Source organism: Streptomyces ovatisporus (assembly GCF_042653885.1).
GTDB lineage: Bacteria > Actinomycetota > Actinomycetes > Streptomycetales > Streptomycetaceae > Streptomyces > Streptomyces ovatisporus.
The window spans coordinates 337523-353149 of the sequence record NZ_JBHSFH010000003.1 but is presented as its reverse complement, the minus strand read 5'-3'; the positions used below and the strand labels follow the sequence as shown (position 1 = coordinate 353149).

Sequence of the window (15627 nt, the reverse complement as noted above, 5' to 3'; positions counted from 1 at the left end):
GTCCGCCGAGTGGTGCTGTGACTAGGCTGTTCGCGATACCGATCACCTATCGGTATTTCGAACCAGCGGTGCGGCGGCAACGCTGACCGGTGATACGCGCCGCAGTGAGCGAGAGAGGGGCGGGAGATGGGTCGTCTCGTGCCGGCCGTGACGAGAGCCCTGGACATCCTGGAGCTCTTCCTCGAAACCGACGGAACCCTCTCCGCGCCCGACATCACACGCAGGCTGCAACTGCCCCGCACCACGGTGCACGAGCTGGTGACCACGCTCACCGCTCGCAACTACCTGGTCCAGCCCGCCGACCAGCCCGGACGCTACCGGCTGGGTGTCCGCGGCTACCAGCTCGGGAGCCGCTACGCCGAGCAGCTCGACCTCGCCGCGGAGGGGCGGCAGGTGGCGCGCAGCATCGCGGAGACCTGTGACGAGACCGTCCACGTGGCCGTCCTCGAAGGCCGGGACGTGATCTACATCGCCAAGGTCGACAGCACGCACGCGGTACGCATGGTCTCCGCAGCCGGGCGCCGGCTGCCCGCGCACTGCACGTCGGTCGGGAAGATGCTGCTCGCCTCGCTCAGCGACGAGGAGCTGGAGTCGAGGCTCGGCGGCCCGGAGCCCCTGGCGGCGATGACGCCCGACTCGATCACCTCACCCGAAGTGCTGCGTACGGCGCTCAGGGAGATCCGGGAGCGGGGTGTGGCGGTGGAGCAGCGGGAGTCCAACCCGGATGTGAGCTGCGTGGCCGCGCCGGTGCGGGACTCCTCGGGAGAGGTCGTGGCCGCCCTCAGCGTCTCGGTGCCCATGATCCGGTGGAGTGAGGAGAGACGGGCCGAGCTGGAGGAGCTCGCGGTCAAGGGAGCGGCCGACTTGTCGGGCAGGCTCGGTCACCGCCGGGGTCTGTGACGCGGCCCCGTGCACGCATCGTCCGGGGCGGTGGGCGATGAGCGGGCGGGCTGCTCCGGCAGGCTCTGGTTCGGCAGGGCGAAGGCAGCCACGATGAGAGGCGCCGGGGCCGGTCCTGCGGCCGAGGACGCAGACCGGCGCGGACGGTGAGACAGCGGACGACGGTGAGACAGGGGTGAGCGGTGTGCCGAGGGCAGAGGTGGCCGTACCGGCCGGGGCCCGGCTCGGCGAGGGGCCCACGTGGGACGGCGCGCGCAAGGCACTGATCTGGGTGGACATCCTCAACTCCCGGGTGCACACCTACGATCCGGCCGACGGCGCCCGTACGGTCATGGCGACCGAACAGCATGTCGGCGCCGCGAAACCCCGGGCCGGCGGCGGCCTCGTCGTCAACCTCCGGGACGGCGTGGGGCTCTACGGCGCTGACGGAGCCTTCTCGTGGCTGTACCGCGAGGCCGTGCCCGGCCGCCGCGGCAACGACGCCGCAGTCGCTCCGGACGGCGCGCTCTGGGCCGGGACCATGCCGTACGACGAGCGGCCCGGCGGCGGCGACCTCAAGCGCCTGACGGGCGACGGAACAGCGGTGACGGTGCTGCCGGACGTGACTGTCAGCAACGGAACAGGCTGGAGCCCCGACGGCCGGCTCATGTACTACAACGACACCCCCACCCGGCGCATCGACGTCTTCGACGTGCCGTCCGCGGACACCGGGGGCGGGGCCGGGGTGTCCGGCCGCCGGGCCCTCGTGGAGATCGAGAGAGGGGCCGGCTATCCCGACGGGCTGACGGTCGACGCCGACGGCTGTGTCTGGGTGGCTCTCTGGGACGGCGCCGCTGTTCGCCGCTACACGCCGGACGGCAGGCTGGACCGTACTGTCCCGGTGCCCGTGCCCCGTCCGACTGCTTGCGCCTTCGGCGGGACAGAGCTGCGGGACCTGTACGTCACCACTGCGAGCGTGGGGACGGACACCTCCGCGCATCCGCTGGCCGGTTCCGTGCTGGTGTTCCCCGGGGTGGGGCAGGGGCTGCCGCAGCCGGCCTTCGCGGGCTGAGCCTCGCGCCCGTCACAGGAAGATCGGACGTCTTCCCGCGCCCGCGGACCCGGCCGGTCACCGGGCCTCGTCCGCCGGCTCCTCGCCGAGCATGCGCTGCAACAGGTCGCGCAGCACTGTCCGTTCCGCTGGCGTCAGTCCCGCCAGCGGCTCACGCGCGAAGTCGAGTGCCGCACGCAGCCGTGACGCCGTCTCGATGCCCTCGTCCGTGGCCGCGGCCAGCTTGACCCGTCGGTCTGCGGGGTCCGCCCGGCGGACCACGAGGCCACGCGACTCCAGGCGGTCCACGATCCCGGTCACGTTCGACGGTTCGCACTTCAGCTTGCGCGCGACCTGCCGCATCGGGGTCGGTTCGTGCGCCAGCAGTGCCAGGACGCGGGCCTGTGCGCCGGTGAGCGAGTGGTCGGCCGCGGCGAGTTCGTACTCCGTGTGGTAGCGGGCGACGACCGTTCCGATCAGGTCGACCACCTCCCGGGTCACGGGGTCGGGGTCGATTCTGCGGGTACCCCCGGAGGAACGGGCGGAAGAGCGGGTGGCCATGCGCCGAGTCTAGCGCGTTACTTGACAACATGAAATATCAAGGCCCACTATTGTTTCAGTACATGAAGCACCTGCTCACCGAGAGGCCCACACCATGAGTTCGCCCGAAGACCTCCCCACGACCGGCCGTGAATGGCACCTTGTCTCCCGGCCGGAGGGCTTTCCGGCCCCGGAGAACTTCGCGCTGCGGGAGGGCCCTGTCGCGGCCCCCGGAGAAGGCGAGATCCTGGTGCGGAACCTCCACCTCTCCGTCGACCCGTACATGCGCGGGCGGATGAACGACGTGAAGTCCTACGTCCCGCCGTTCCAGCTCGACGAGCCGATGACAGGCGGAGCTGTCGGCATCGTCGTGGCCTCCGAGGCGGAGGGCTTCGCACCGGGCGACCACGTGCTGCACGACCTCGGCTGGCGGGAGTTCGCGACGCTCAAGGCGCGCTACGCCACCAAGGTCTCCCCTGAACTGGCGCCGCTGAGCAGCTACCTCGGGGTCCTGGGCATGCCGGGGCTCACGGCGTACGCGGGGCTGCTGGAAGTGGCGTCCTTCCGGAAGGGCGACGCCGTCTTCGTCTCCGGAGCGGCAGGTGCCGTGGGCAGCGAGGTCGGCCAGATCGCCAGGCTGAAGGGCGCCTCGCGCGTGATCGGCAGCGCCGGATCGGACGAGAAGGTCCGCCTCCTCATGGAGGAGTACGGCTTCGACGCCGCCTTCAACTACAAGTCCGGCTCCGTCGCCGGTCAGTTGAAGGAGGCCGCCCCCAACGGCATCGACGTCTACTTCGACAACGTCGGAGGTGACCACCTCGAGGCCGCCATCTCCGCGCTCAACGTCCACGGCCGTGTCGCCGTCTGCGGCATGATCGCGCAGTACAACGCGACGGAGCCGCCCCCCGCACCCCGGAACCTCGCGCTGGTCATCGGTAAGCGGCTGCGTCTGCAGGGCCTGCTCGTGATGGACCACGCGGACCTGATGCCGAAGTTCTTCGAAGAGGTCTCCGCCTGGATCCGCTCCGGCGAACTGAAGTACCGCGAAACGGTCGTCGAGGGCGTCGAGTACGCCGCGGACGCCTTCCTCGGCCTCCTCAAGGGCGAGAACACCGGCAAGATGATCGTCACCCTCGGCGACTGACGACCGGCCCACGCGGGCCCGAGCCGTGGCACCCGGTCCGTCCGGGTGCCGGGCTGCGCCCGCTCCGGGACTCACTGCACGCCTCCACCCCATCGAACAGGAGAACCCATGTCCATCCAGTCCGTCGACGTCAAGTACACCGCCGTCGCCACAGCGGAGAACGGCCGGGACGGCCGCGTCGCCACCGACGACGGCAAGCTCGACGTCGTGGTCAACGCGCCCAAGGAGCTGGGCGGGAGCGGTGAGGGCACCAACCCCGAGCAGCTCTTCGCGGCCGGCTACAGCGCCTGTTTCCAGAGCGCTCTCGGCGTGGTGGCCCGCAAGGAGAAGGCGGACATCTCGGGTTCTACGGTGACGGCCCGCGTCGGCATCGGCGCCCTCGCGGAGGGCGGGTTCGGCCTCAAGGTCGCACTGGAGGCGCGCATACCGAACGTCGACGAGGCGACCGCCAAGGACCTGCTGGAGAAGGCCCACCAGGTCTGCCCGTACTCCAACGCCACCCGCGGCAACATCGAGGTCGGCCTGGCCGTCGTCTGACCGGCGGCGCCGGTTCGCAGCGCCGGTCCGCAGCGCGGAGTCACTGCGTCAAGTCACTGCGCCGAGTCACCCCGCCCCCGGCACCGGATCCTGCCGGGGGCGGCCCGTTCGTCCGCCGGGCTCCAGGGTGCGGCAGGGCAACTGCCGCCGTGGCGGCCCGGCGTGCCGCGTCAGAGCGTGCCGAAGGTATGGACCGTGGTGCTTCGGAAGGTCTCGCCGGGCCGCAGGACCGTCGACGGGAACGAGGGCTGGTTGGGGGAGTCGGGGAAGTGCTGGGTCTCCAGTGCGAAGCCGTCGCCCTGCCGGTAGACCGTTCCTGATGTGCCCGCGAAGGTCCCGCCGAGCTGGTTGCCGCTGTAGAACTGCACGCCGGGCTCCGTCGTGGCGATGCGCATCGTCCGTCCGCTCTGCGGTTCCGAGACGGTGACCGCGTGCTCCGGCTGCGTCGTGAGTCCTTTGTCCAGTACGAAGTTGTGGTCGAAACCCAGCCCGTACAGGATCTGCGGGTCCCCTGTCCGCAGGTCTTCTCCGATCGGCTTGGCCCGGCGGAAGTCGAACGGTCCTCCCTCGACCTCCGCCTGCTTGCCGGTGGGGATCAGCGTCGGGCCGACCGGCGTGAAGCGGGACGCGGCCATCTCCAGGAGATGGCCGTGGACGTCTCCGCTCCCCTCGCCCGCGAGGTTGAAGTAGGTGTGGCTGGTGAGGTTGACGACGGTGGGTGCGTCCGTGGCCGCCTCGTAGTCGATGCGGAACTCGCCGCGAGCGGTGAGGGTGTAGTCGACGCGCACGTCGAGCTTGCCCGGGTAGCCCTCCTCGCCGTCCTCGCTGGTACGGGTGAAGGTGAGGCCGCACGTGTCGCCCCGCCGGAACGGATCGACCCGCCACACCCGCCTGTCGAAGCCCTCAGTACCCCCGTGCAGGCTGTGGGGGCCGTTGTTGGCGGGGAGCACGTACTCCCTGCCGTCGAGGGTGAACCTGCCGTTCGCGATGCGGTTGCCGTAACGGCCGATGAGCGCGCCGAAGTAGGGGGAGTCGGCGGCGTAGGCGCCGAGGTCGCCGAAACCGAGCGAGATGTTCGCGCGCTCTCCGTGCCGGTCGGGAACTTCGAGCGCCTGCACGACGCCGCCGTAGGACAGGGCGCGGAGCAGCACGCCGCCGTTCTCAACGGTCCACCGGTCGACGGGAGTTCCGTCCTCCAGCTTGCCGAAGTCCTCCTTGTGCGGTTCCCTCACGCCGTTCCACTTCCCTGTCGTGCCGGTTTCGGGCGGGCGCGGCCTGGAAGCCGGGTGCTCCGGCTGTGTGTTGCCGAACGCCGGTGCCCGCCGGACCGCACGCCGCCGCAGTCATCGTGCGTTGCCTGCGGCCATGATGACTTACGGCGACTTCTGTTCGTAATTGTTGGACGACGGCCGTGACGGAGGGCGGCAGTCGCGTCCGCACCTCCGCCACGGAATCCGCTGTCCGGCGCGGCTAGGAACCGACCTTCCGCTTGTTCCACACGTCGAACCCGACGGCGGCGAGCAGTACGAGCCCCTTGATGACCTGCTGGTAGTCGGTTCCGATACCGACCAGCGACATGCCGTTGTTGAGCACGCCCAGCACCAGACCGCCGATCACCGCGCCCAGTACGGTTCCCACGCCGCCGCTCATCGAGGCGCCGCCGATGAACGCCGCGGCGATCGCCTCCAGTTCGAAGTTGATGCCCGCCTGCGGCGTGCCCGCGTTGAGCCGGGCCGCGTACACGCACCCTGCGAGCGCCGCCAGCACACCCATGTTGACGAAGACCAGGAACGTGACCCGCTTGTCCTTCACGCCCGAGAGCTTCGCCGCGGCCTTGTTGCCGCCCAGCGCGTACACGTGCCGTCCGACGACGGCGTTGCGCATCACGAAGCCCAGTCCGATGAGCAGCACGCACATGATGAGCAGCACCACCGGCACACCGTGGTAACTGGCCAGGGTGAGGGTGAAGGCCACCACGGCGGCGACGATCGCCGCGCACTTGAGCAGCCACAGGTTGAAGGGCAGCACCTCCAGTTCGTACGCCAGCTGACGCCGCCGGTCGCGCCATTCCTGGAAGAGCACGAAGACGATGACGACCAGGCCGATGAGCAGCGTCGGGTTGTGGTACTGCGTGTACGGGCCCATCTCCGGGATGAAGCCCTGCGCGATCTCCTGGAACCCCCGGGGGAAGGGCGCGATCGACTGGCCCTCCAGAAGGATCTGCGTACCGCCCCGGAAGAGCAGCATGCCGGCGAGCGTCACGATGAAGGACGGAATCCCGACGTAGGCGATCCAGAAGCCCTGCCAGGCCCCTGCGGCCGCGCCGATCAGCAGCGACAGCACGAGTGCCAGCAGCCACGGCATGTCGTGTTTGACCATCATCACTGCTGCCGCAGCACCGACGAACGCGGCCAGTGATCCCACGGACAGGTCGATGTGGCCCGCGATGATGACCATCATCATGCCCATGGCCAGGATCAGGATGTAGCTGTTCTGCTGGACGATGTTGGAGACGTTGTTCGGCAGCAGCAGCGCACCGTCGGTCCATACCTGGAACAGCACGACGATGAGCGCGAGTGCCACGAGCATCCCGTACTGGCGCATGTTGTTGCGCACGGTCTCCAGCAGCAGCGCACCGGCGGAGGATTTGCCGGGTTCCGGTCCTTTGGGGGACCGCTCGGGGCCGTCGCCGGAACGGTCACGGGTTTGAGTTGGTGTCGTCATGGCTCGGCCCCTCAGCTCTTGTCACTCGTGCCGCTGGTACTGCTGGTGGAAGTGGGCGTGCTGTTCGACGCGGTCCCGGTGCGGTCCTCGCCGCCCGCGCCGCTCGAACTGGTGCTGGACGCCGCGGCGTTGCCGCTCGCCGTACCGGTACCGGTGTCCAGCGCTTCGGTCATGTGCCGCATCAGGACTTCCTGCGTCGCGTCCTTGCGGGCCACCTCGCCGGTGAGCCGCCCGGCGGCCATGGTGTAGATGCGGTCGCACATCCCCAGCAGCTCCGGCAGTTCGGAGGAGATGAAGACGACCGCCTTGCCCTGCGCGGCGAGTCCGTCGATGACCGTGTAGATCTCGTACTTCGCCCCGACGTCGATGCCCCGCGTCGGCTCGTCCAGGATGAGCACCTCCGGATCCGCGTGGATCCACTTGCTGAGGACGACCTTCTGCTGGTTGCCGCCGCTGAGCCGCTGCACCTGCTCGTGGACGTTCGGCGCCTTGATGTTCATCGAGCGCAGGTACCGCTCGGCGACCCGGCGTTCGGCGTGCTCGTCGACCACGCCGCGCCGGGCGAGTCCGCTCAGCGAGGCGAGGGAGACGTTGCGGTTGATGTCGTCGATGAGGTTGAGGCCGTACGTCTTGCGGTCCTCGGTGACGTACGCGATGCCGTGCCCGATGGCCTCCGGGACGGTCCGGGTCTGCACCTCACGGCCGTCGACCCGGACAGTGCCGCTCTCGTACAGCCCGTAGGAGCGCCCGAAGACGTTCATCGCCAGTTCGGTGCGTCCGGCTCCCATCAGACCGGCGATTCCGACGATCTCACCGCGCCGCACCTGAAGTGAGACGCCGTCGACGACTTTGCGCTGATGGTCGATCGGATGCCGCACCGTCCATCCGCTGACGGACAGTGCGACGGTGCCGGCGTCCTCGCCCTCGTAGCCCGTGCGCGGAGGGAAGCGCTGGTCCAGGTCGCGGCCGACCATGCCGCGGATGATGCGGTCCTCGGCGATCTCCGGCTCGTCGCCGGGGTGTTCGCGGACCTTGAGCGTCTCGATCGTGCGTCCGTCGCGGAGGATCGTCACGGAGTCGGCGATCTGACGGATCTCGTTGAGCTTGTGCGAGATGACGATGCAGGCGATGCCCTGGGCGCGCAGTTCCTGGATCAGGTCGAGGAGTTTGCGGCTGTCCTCGTCGTTGAGGGCGGCGGTCGGCTCGTCGAGGATGAGCAGCTCGACCTCCTTGGAGAGCGCCTTGGCGATCTCCACGAGCTGCTGCTTGCCGACACCGATGTCGGCGATGCGGGTCTGCGGCTTGTCCGGCAGGCCGACGCGCTTGAGCAGTGCGTCAGCGCGACGGAGCGTCTCGCCCCAGCTGATGATGCCCCGCTTGGCGTGCTCGTTGCCGAGGAAGATGTTCTCCGCGAGGGACAGATAGGGGACGAGGGCGAGTTCCTGATGGATGATGACGATGCCGCGCTGCTCGCTCGCGCGGATGTCCTTGAACGCGCAGGGCTCGCCCCCGAAGAGGATCTCGCCCTCGTAACTCCCGTGCGGATGCACGCCGCTGAGAACCTTCACCAGCGTGGACTTGCCCGCACCGTTCTCTCCGCAGATCGCGTGGATCTCACCCGCGCGGACGGTCAGATTGACGTCGGAGAGTGCTTTGACGCCGGGGAAGGTCTTGCTGATGCCGCGCATCTCCAGGACCGGTCGCCCGGCGGGCGTCATCTTCGACTGCTCTGCCGGGGCCGTCACTTGAGCTGTCCCGCGGTGTAGTAGCCGTCGTCGACGAGCCGCTGGGTGTTGGACTTGTCGATGCTCACCGGCTTCAGGAGGTACGAGGGCACGACCTTCTTGCCGTTGTCGTAGGTCTTGGTGTCGTTGACCTCGGGCTTCTTGCCCGTGAGCACCGCGTCGCCCATCTGCACGGCCTGCCGGGCGAGTTTGCGGGTGTCCTTGTAGACGGTCTGGGTCTGCTGGCCGCGCAGGATCGACTTCACCGACGCCAGTTCGGCGTCCTGCCCGGTGACGAGCGGATAAGGCTTGTCGTCGGTGCCGTATCCGGCGCTCTTGAGCGCGGAGAGGATGCCGATCGAGATGCCGTCGTAGGGGGAGAGGACCGCGTCGACCTCCTCGGAGCCGTAGTTCTTGCTCAGCAGGTCGTCCATGCGCTTCTGCGCCGTGCCGCCGTCCCAGCGCAGCGTGGTGGTCTGGTTCAGCTTCGTCTGCTTGCTGCGGACGACGAGCCGGCCCTTCTCGATGTACGGGCGGAGCACCTTCATGGCGCCGTCCCAGAAGAACTTGGTGTTGTTGTCGTCCGGCGAGCCCGCGAAGAGCTCGATGTTGAACTTCTCGTCCTTCTTCTCGTCCAGCTTCAGCTTGTCGACGATGTAGCCGCCCTGGAGTTCGCCGACGCGCTCGTTGTCGAAGGACGCGTAGTAGTCGACGTTCTCGGTGCCCAGCAGCAGCCGGTCGTAGGAGATGACGGGGACGTCGGCCTCCTTCGCCCGCCTCAGCACGTCGGTGAGCGCCGAACCGTCGATGGCGGCGACGACGAGCAGCCGGTGCCCCTTGGCGATCATGTTCTCGATCTGGGCGACCTGGTTCTCCACCTTGTCGTCGCCGTACTGCAGGTCCGCCTTGTAGCCGGCGGCCTTGAACTGCCGGGCCATGTTCTTGCCGTCGGCTATCCAGCGCTCGGAGGACTTGGTCGGCATGGCCAGTCCGACGGTGCCGCCCTTGCCCTTCTCGGCCTTGTAGCGGCTGCCGCCCTTGGCCTCCTGGCCGCACGCGGCCAGCGAACCGGCGAGCAGTGCGGCGGCGGCGACCGCGGCGAGCGGCGCGGTCCGGCGGCGTGGTCCCCGCCCGGACCGCGCTCGTCGCCGAGCTGCGGATATGTGTACGGGTGTGCGGGTGCCCATGGTCAGTTCCTCTCCGGAAGGGGGAATCGCTGAAGTTCACCAGGCAGCCTGGAGCCCGGCGGTGACATTCCGCCATCGGCGCCGAGCCGCGCGAGCATGTCGAGCGCCAGCCGCCCCCGACGGACCCGTTCCCGTGCCGAGTCGAGGGTGAGGCTTCGCAGATGGGCTCCGTAGGGATAGATGCCCGGAGCCTTGCTGAGACCGAACTTGAGGTAGATGGGCGCGCCTCGCCGTATCAGCTCGGCCGCCTCGTACATGCGCACGTAGCCTCCCAGGTCGTCCGGTGCCTCCAGGTAGAAGTCCATCGGCGCGGCGCTCGCGCGGCGGATCTCGGTGAGCTGCTGCAGCGTCAGGTCGGAGGGGACGTTGAGCGAATCGGCACCGAGGCGCTCGTACACGCTGTACGCGGCCGGGTTGACCGGGCCGATCAGTGCCGAGACCTTCAGCGTGGTGTCGGCGGGCAGCTCACCGGCGGCACGCAGCCGGTGCAGCACCCACAGGACGCCCTCGTCGGCCACCAGCAGGCAGCGCACGCCGAGTTCGGTGGCGCGCAGCGCGTCCTCGACGCAGCCGGCGACGGCGTCGTGGCCGCGTGCCCGCAGACCGCCGCCCCCGGAGTCGGTGCGGGTGGACGCGCCGACGTCCCAGGTGCCGCGCGGTCCCGTGAAGAGACACAGTTCGATGTCGTGCTGCGCGCACCGGTCGACCATCTCTGTGATCTCCGCGTCGGTCAGCATCCACACGCCGCTGCCCTGGCTGATGCGGTGCACGGGCACGTGCAGGGCCGTGGCCTCCTTCAGCACGGTGGCAAGCGCCTCCGGACCTTCGCAGGACGGGATCTCGGTCCGCCACGTGCCGCCGTCGGGGAAGGAGTGCGGAGAGGCGTCGGCCGGTTGGGGCGCGGGGGCGCCCATGCCGAGGGTGCTCATGGCGTCGGCGCCGGGGCGTCGGGGTTCGAAGGAGGCGGTGGGCACAGTGCTCCTGTAGTTCGCGGTCGTTCGGTTCGTTGCCGGTACGGACAGGGATCGGCTTCTCGGACGGTCTCCCGGACCGAGTTCGGTTGCAGCGGGCGGTGGGCCCGTGGAGGCCCAGGACTTGTCAGTCAGGGGCTAAGGCCGCAGCAGCACCTTTCCGACGGTCGGATCGCCGCTGCCGACGAGCCCGACGGCCTCGCCGAACGAACTCAGCGGCAGCTCGTGCGTGATCAGCGGCGCGGGGTCCAGCAGACCTTCCCCGAACGTCCGCACGGCGAAGGACCATGCAGCAGATGACGCCCCGAAGACCGAACGGACCGTCAGCTGGCTCACGGAGAGATGCACCGGGTCGATGCCCTGCGCCCCGGGCTCGAACATGCCGGTCAGCACGACGCGTCCGCCGCGCCGGGCGAGCAGGCACGCGTCGTGCGCGGTGCTGGGCGCACCGGCGGTCTCCACGACGAGGTCGTAACCGCCTGCGGCCACTGCCGGGTCGACGCCGCCTTCGTCGGGGGTACGGGCGTGCGTCGCACCCATCGACAGGGCATGCTCGGCCCGCGGCCGCCGCGGATCGACGGCAGTCAGCCGGGTGGGCGAGTACGCGGCGAGCAGTTGCACGGCGAGCAGTCCCAGCGTCCCCGCGCCGACCACTGCGATCCTCTCGCCCGGACGGGGCTCGGCAGCGAGCACGGCCGCAGCCACGACGGCTGCGGGCTCCAGCAGGGCCGCGGCCCTCAAGTCGGCACTGTCCGGGAGGAGATGCAGCAGTCGGGCGGGCAGTACGACGGAGTCGGCGAACGCCCCGGGCCGGGTGAAGCCCGTCTCCTCGTAGCCGCCGGTGCACAGGCTGGTCGCTCCTTCCCGGCAGCGATCGCAGCGGAGGCAGGCGCGGAACCCCTCGGCGACGGTCTTCCGCCCTGTCAGCTGCGGATCGACGCCCTCCCCGACGGCTTCGACTGTTCCGGACCACTCGTGTCCAGGCGTGACGGGGTAGCGCACGTACGCCGCAGGGCGGGTGCCGTCGTAGAGCTCGCGGTCGCTGGCGCAGATCCCGGCTGCATGGACGGCGACCCGCACCTCCCCCGGCCCCGGGGAGGACCGGGGGAGGGTGACGAGGCGGTGCACACCCGGCTCGTCGACGACCACTGCGCGGACGTCCTTCAGTGCGGCCGTCATGACCCCGCGCCCCGGTCGCCCCGCGGGTCGCGTTTCTCCCAGCCCTCGGCCCACAGGTCGAACCTCGCCTGCTGCTGCGGGAATTCGGCTGCCGCGTCGGTGTCCAGTTCGACGCCGAGACCTGGTGCGTCGGGCAGGCGGAAGTATCCGTCGACGACCTCCGGCGCTCCCTTCACGACCTTCTTGATCTCGGCGTCCGCGAAGTCGTTGAAGTGTTCGAGAATCTTGAAGTTCGGTGTGCAGCCCGCCACTTGGAGAGAGGCCGAGGTGAGCACCGGCCCGCCGACGTTGTGCGGGGCGATGAGCGTGTAGTGCGTCTCCGCGGTGGCGGCGAGCTTGCGGGTCTCCAGGATGCCGCCGATGTGCCCGACGTCCGGCTGGATGATGTCGGCGGCCTGCGACTCGAACAGTTCGCGGAACTCGATGCGGTCGTGGATGCGCTCGCCCGTCGCCACCGGCAGCTCCACCTTCTCGGCGACCTTCGCCAGCGCCTTGAGGTTCTCCGGCGGCACCGGCTCCTCCAGCCACGCGGGACGGAAGGGCGCCATCTCGCGGGCCAGCCGCACCGCGGTGGCGGGGCTGAAGCGTCCGTGCATCTCCAGCATCAGCTCGGTCTCCGGGCCGATCGCGTCCCGTACGGCCTCGATCAGCGACACCGCGTACCGCGTGCCCTCGTGGTCCAGTTCGAGATGCCCCGTCCCGAAGGGGTCGATCTTCAGGGCGCGGTAGCCGCGTTCGACGACGCCCTGTGCGGCCTTGTGGTACGCCTCCGGGGTCCGCTCCGTGGTGTACCAGCCGTTCGCGTACGCCTTGACGCGGTCCGTGACCCTGCCGCCGAGCAGCTGCCAGACCGGTACGCCCAGCGCCTTGCCCTTGATGTCCCAGCAGGCCGTCTCCACGCACGCGATGCCGGACATGACGATCTCGCCGGCCCGGCCGTAGTCGCCGTACTTCATCCGCCGCACGAGGTCCTCGACGGCGAAGGGGTCGGACCCGGAGATGTGGTTGGCCTCCGCCTCGCGCAGGTATCCCACAAGTGCGTCGGTGCGGCCGAGCATCCGCGTCTCACCGATGCCGGTGAGGCCCTCGTCGGTGTGGACCTGGACGTAGGTGAGGTTGCGCCAGGGCGTACCGACGACGTGGGTGCTGATTCCGGTGATGCGCACAGCAGATGACCCTTCACGTGCTCGCTGTTCGAGATTTCGTACTGCGTTCGAAATGCTGTCGCGAATGTATTGATGCACGTGACCGGCGTCAATGGGTGGTGCCCGGGCTCTTCCGTGTGACCTGTGGACGGAAGGTGAAGAGCCGGCCGGACAGGGCGATCGGGGTCGCTTCTGCGTCCGCCGCTGCGGACCCGGGTGCATCGACGTGCTGCCCGACCGTACGGCCGACAGCCCGGAGGCGTGGCTGCGCAAGCATCCGGGCGTCGAGGTCGTATGCCGCGACGGCTCGGCGGCCTACGCCGGGGCGATCCGCCGTGCTCTGCCCGGGGCGGTGCAGGTGGCTGATCGCTGGCATCTGCCGCACAACCTGTGCGAGGCCGCCCTGAACGAGCCGCTTACGGCACGTGCGAGCGGGCGGGGCATACGACGACCCCTCGGCCCTTCTGCCCGTGCAACCGCCGCGACCCGTTGCGCAGTCGGCTCACGGGCTCGTGGGCCCCTCGAGGGCTTGCAGCGTCCCCGCGGGTAGCCGGTCGTTGCCCCAGCTGCGCTCGATGTAGCCGATGATCCGCGCGACGTCTTCGGCGGGCACCCGCTCCGGTTCGCCCCGCTCGAGCGGGTCGGCGTGGAAGATGTAGAGCCGCGAGGCGAACTGGTCGAACGGCAGTGAGGCCTCGCCGAACCGCTCGCCGTTGCCCGCGGTGGAGACGACGACGCCGTCGCCCCAGTCCTGGCCGCTGTCGTTGTTCGGGTTGAAGAAATACACCCGCATGACGTCCTGCGGATCCGGCGCGGCCCGCAGGATCGTGATCGCGTGCCAGCCGACGTAGCGGGCCGCGCTGTCGGTGACGGCGACGCCGGCCGGCTGCGGATGGATCAGCGGCTGCTCGCCGTTGTAGGACGGGTGGTAGCTGGCGTGGAACTGCCGCAGGAACTCGTCGAGATCGACCAGGTTTCCGGTCGCGACGTCGACGTTGATGTGGAACCCACGGGCGGCCCACCAGCCGTGAAACTCGGGGTTGACCCACCGGTGCGGGTCCCCCGGCCGCGCGGCGCAGCGCCGCCCCATCTCGGCGTAGATCCGGTCCAGGTGGGGCACCACGAGCAGCGACACGGGGTCCAGGTCCATCGGCAGCGTGCTCGCGACTCCGGTCGTGCTGTCCTTCGACGAGATCGGCTGACCCTCGAAGTGCATGATGACCTCGTCGTCGCGGGCCGCCCAGACCACCATTTGCAGCAGGTAGTCCGGGTCGTTGTAGGACCACATCGACAGCGCGCGGGCCGACTGGCAGGTGGGGTTGTCGCCCTGACCGACACCGAGCGGCTGGCCCAGCATCGAGAGCACACCCGCGACCAGCCGGGCCTGCGGCCCCGGCACGTCGCCGAAAACCGTCGTCAACCGCTCCCGCGCGGTCGGGGAGAGCTCAAGCGCCAGCTGGCGCCACAGCGCGGGCACCACCGGCGGCTCATAAAGGATGCCGCGGTCGAGCAGCAGCGCCAGCCCGTAGATGCTCTGCGCGGTCTGCGGGTGCACGGCCACCTCGATCAGCCGGTGCACCAGTTGGCTGTAGCGCAGCAGGCAGTTCCGGCCGGTGTCGGACAGCCCGAGCGCTTCACCGACGAGGTAGTCACTCTCGCGCAGGAGGAACCGGAGCAGTTCCGCGTGGTACGGCGACACCAGGCCGGTGTCGTGCATCGCCCGCGCGAACCCCGTCGCCTCGTACTGCAGGCCGCCGGCGTCCATCGCCTCGAGCCGGGAGCGGAAGACATCGAGGCCCGGGTCCTCCCGGCACGCCTCGGTGGTCCCGAACAGGCTCGTGATGAGCCGGTCGATGCCCTGCCCTGACGACACGCCAAGAGCGATTTCCGGGTCGTCGCGGTAGCTCGCGATCCGGGTGATCAGTGACTGCACGGTCTCGACCTGGATCGGACGCTGGCGCAGGATCCGCCAGATCTCGTCGACCAGGTTGTCCAGGACACTGTCGTAACCGATCTCGTCGGCGAGGTGGCGGAACAGGTCCCGGACGAGCTGCGCGGTCCGGCCCTGCTGGGTCCGCTCGGCCTCGCTGGGCGCGGCGAACAGCAACTCCAGGTTCGTTGCCAGTACTTGGGACAGGAATTGGCGGGCGTCCTCGGCGGACAGCGTCGGGTGCGCGAAGTCGCCGCGGGCGACGGCGAGGATCCGCAGCTCGCTGGTCGCCTCCATGACAACGGTGTCCGCGTCCCCGCTGTGCAGTCCTGGGCCGACCAGCGACGGGATGAGGAACTCCGGTGACGCCCAGTCCGTCTCCCGGAAAAGCCCGGCTTCCTCAAGGGCCTGCGCCCTGGCCTGGACCGCCGCGGCGCCGCCCGGCTGCACGAGCACCCGCCGCAGTGCTTCCAGGACCCGCCGCAGTTTCGTGTGCTTGCCGAAGTCGCGGGTTTCGGCCATGGCCTGGATGGCGTCGTCGAGTGAGGCCACGCGCTTGTCCAGCGTCGTGGCCTCACCGCTGACGTCGACGGTCGGTTTCAAAGGGTTTCCCTTG

General features: G+C 69.6%; 13 protein-coding genes and 1 pseudogene. 5 read left to right on the top strand and 9 right to left on the bottom strand.

Features of this window, described 5'->3' with window-relative positions; genetic code table 11:
* Positions 1-126: 126 nt before the first annotated feature.
* Complete coding sequence (locus ACFPA8_RS03185) at positions 127-900, top strand: IclR family transcriptional regulator (protein WP_386441873.1); 774 nt, start codon at positions 127-129, stop codon at positions 898-900.
* Positions 901-1075: 175 nt separating this feature from the next.
* Positions 1076-1951: an SMP-30/gluconolactonase/LRE family protein gene (locus ACFPA8_RS03180; RefSeq protein WP_386441871.1), complete on the top strand. Its 876-nt coding sequence runs from the start codon at positions 1076-1078 to the stop codon at positions 1949-1951.
* A 57-nt stretch (positions 1952-2008) separates the two neighbouring features.
* Here ACFPA8_RS03180 and ACFPA8_RS03175 read toward each other — a convergent pair whose 3' ends face one another.
* Positions 2009-2491, bottom strand: a complete 483-nt coding sequence (locus ACFPA8_RS03175; protein ID WP_386441869.1) for a MarR family winged helix-turn-helix transcriptional regulator — start codon at positions 2489-2491, stop codon at positions 2009-2011.
* A 94-nt stretch (positions 2492-2585) separates the two neighbouring features.
* Here ACFPA8_RS03175 and ACFPA8_RS03170 point away from each other — a divergent pair, with 94 nt between their 5' ends.
* Both ACFPA8_RS03170 and ACFPA8_RS03165 read left to right on the top strand, forming a co-directional pair.
* A complete protein-coding gene (locus tag ACFPA8_RS03170) occupies positions 2586-3614 on the top strand; it encodes an NADP-dependent oxidoreductase (RefSeq protein WP_386441866.1) in 1029 nt (342 codons plus the stop codon).
* Between the two features lie 108 nt (positions 3615-3722).
* Positions 3723-4151 carry an organic hydroperoxide resistance protein gene (locus ACFPA8_RS03165; protein ID WP_386441863.1) on the top strand — a complete coding sequence of 143 codons (429 nt, stop codon included), beginning with the start codon at positions 3723-3725 and terminating at the stop codon, positions 4149-4151.
* A gap of 170 nt (positions 4152-4321) precedes the next feature.
* On the opposite strand, the gene ACFPA8_RS03160 is transcribed toward ACFPA8_RS03165, so the two are convergent.
* The 7 genes from ACFPA8_RS03160 to ACFPA8_RS03130 form a co-directional block, all read right to left on the bottom strand.
* Positions 4322-5494 (bottom strand): aldose epimerase family protein, encoded by a 1173-nt coding sequence (locus ACFPA8_RS03160; protein ID WP_386442807.1) that lies wholly within the window; start codon positions 5492-5494, stop codon positions 4322-4324.
* A gap of 127 nt (positions 5495-5621) precedes the next feature.
* Entirely contained in the window at positions 5622-6875 is a 1254-nt protein-coding gene (gene mmsB, locus ACFPA8_RS03155) for a multiple monosaccharide ABC transporter permease (protein WP_386441860.1), read from the bottom strand.
* 11 nt (positions 6876-6886) lie between these two features.
* Complete coding sequence (gene mmsA, locus ACFPA8_RS03150; RefSeq protein WP_386442804.1) at positions 6887-8593, bottom strand: multiple monosaccharide ABC transporter ATP-binding protein; 1707 nt, start codon at positions 8591-8593, stop codon at positions 6887-6889.
* A 23-nt stretch (positions 8594-8616) separates the two neighbouring features.
* Positions 8617-9786, bottom strand: coding sequence for a multiple monosaccharide ABC transporter substrate-binding protein (chvE, locus tag ACFPA8_RS03145; protein WP_386441857.1), 1170 nt, complete (start codon positions 9784-9786; stop codon positions 8617-8619).
* Positions 9787-9788: 2 nt separating this feature from the next.
* Positions 9789-10715, bottom strand: coding sequence for a hypothetical protein (locus ACFPA8_RS03140; protein WP_386442801.1), 927 nt, complete (start codon positions 10713-10715; stop codon positions 9789-9791).
* A gap of 180 nt (positions 10716-10895) precedes the next feature.
* Positions 10896-11936, bottom strand: coding sequence for a zinc-dependent alcohol dehydrogenase (locus ACFPA8_RS03135; protein WP_386441854.1), 1041 nt, complete (start codon positions 11934-11936; stop codon positions 10896-10898).
* Positions 11933-13102 carry a mandelate racemase/muconate lactonizing enzyme family protein gene (locus tag ACFPA8_RS03130; protein ID WP_386441851.1) on the bottom strand — a complete coding sequence of 390 codons (1170 nt, stop codon included), beginning with the start codon at positions 13100-13102 and terminating at the stop codon, positions 11933-11935. The genes ACFPA8_RS03135 and ACFPA8_RS03130 overlap by 4 nt, the downstream gene beginning before the upstream one ends.
* 199 nt (positions 13103-13301) lie before the next feature.
* Here ACFPA8_RS03130 and ACFPA8_RS03125 point away from each other — a divergent pair.
* Positions 13302-13493, top strand: a pseudogene (locus tag ACFPA8_RS03125) (transposase); the annotation flags it as partial.
* Between the two features lie 90 nt (positions 13494-13583).
* Here ACFPA8_RS03125 and ACFPA8_RS03120 read toward each other — a convergent pair.
* Positions 13584-15614 (bottom strand): hypothetical protein, encoded by a 2031-nt coding sequence (locus ACFPA8_RS03120; protein ID WP_386441848.1) that lies wholly within the window; start codon positions 15612-15614, stop codon positions 13584-13586.
* Positions 15615-15627 lie beyond the last annotated feature (13 nt).

Bases quoted from the DNA above. Each gene is read 5' to 3' on its own strand.
- ACFPA8_RS03140 (WP_386442801.1), bottom strand. From the start codon at position 10,715: ATGAGCACCCTCGGCATGGGCGCCCCCGCGCCCCAACCGGCCGACGCC.
- ACFPA8_RS03185 (WP_386441873.1), top strand. From the start codon at position 127: ATGGGTCGTCTCGTGCCGGCCGTGACGAGAGCCCTGGACATCCTGGAG.
- ACFPA8_RS03175 (WP_386441869.1), bottom strand. From the start codon at position 2,491: ATGGCCACCCGCTCTTCCGCCCGTTCCTCCGGGGGTACCCGCAGAATC.
- mmsB (WP_386441860.1), bottom strand. From the start codon at position 6,875: ATGACGACACCAACTCAAACCCGTGACCGTTCCGGCGACGGCCCCGAG.
- mmsA (WP_386442804.1), bottom strand. From the start codon at position 8,593: ATGACGCCCGCCGGGCGACCGGTCCTGGAGATGCGCGGCATCAGCAAG.
- chvE (WP_386441857.1), bottom strand. From the start codon at position 9,786: ATGGGCACCCGCACACCCGTACACATATCCGCAGCTCGGCGACGAGCG.
- ACFPA8_RS03165 (WP_386441863.1), top strand. From the start codon at position 3,723: ATGTCCATCCAGTCCGTCGACGTCAAGTACACCGCCGTCGCCACAGCG.
- ACFPA8_RS03135 (WP_386441854.1), bottom strand. From the start codon at position 11,936: ATGACGGCCGCACTGAAGGACGTCCGCGCAGTGGTCGTCGACGAGCCG.
- ACFPA8_RS03170 (WP_386441866.1), top strand. From the start codon at position 2,586: ATGAGTTCGCCCGAAGACCTCCCCACGACCGGCCGTGAATGGCACCTT.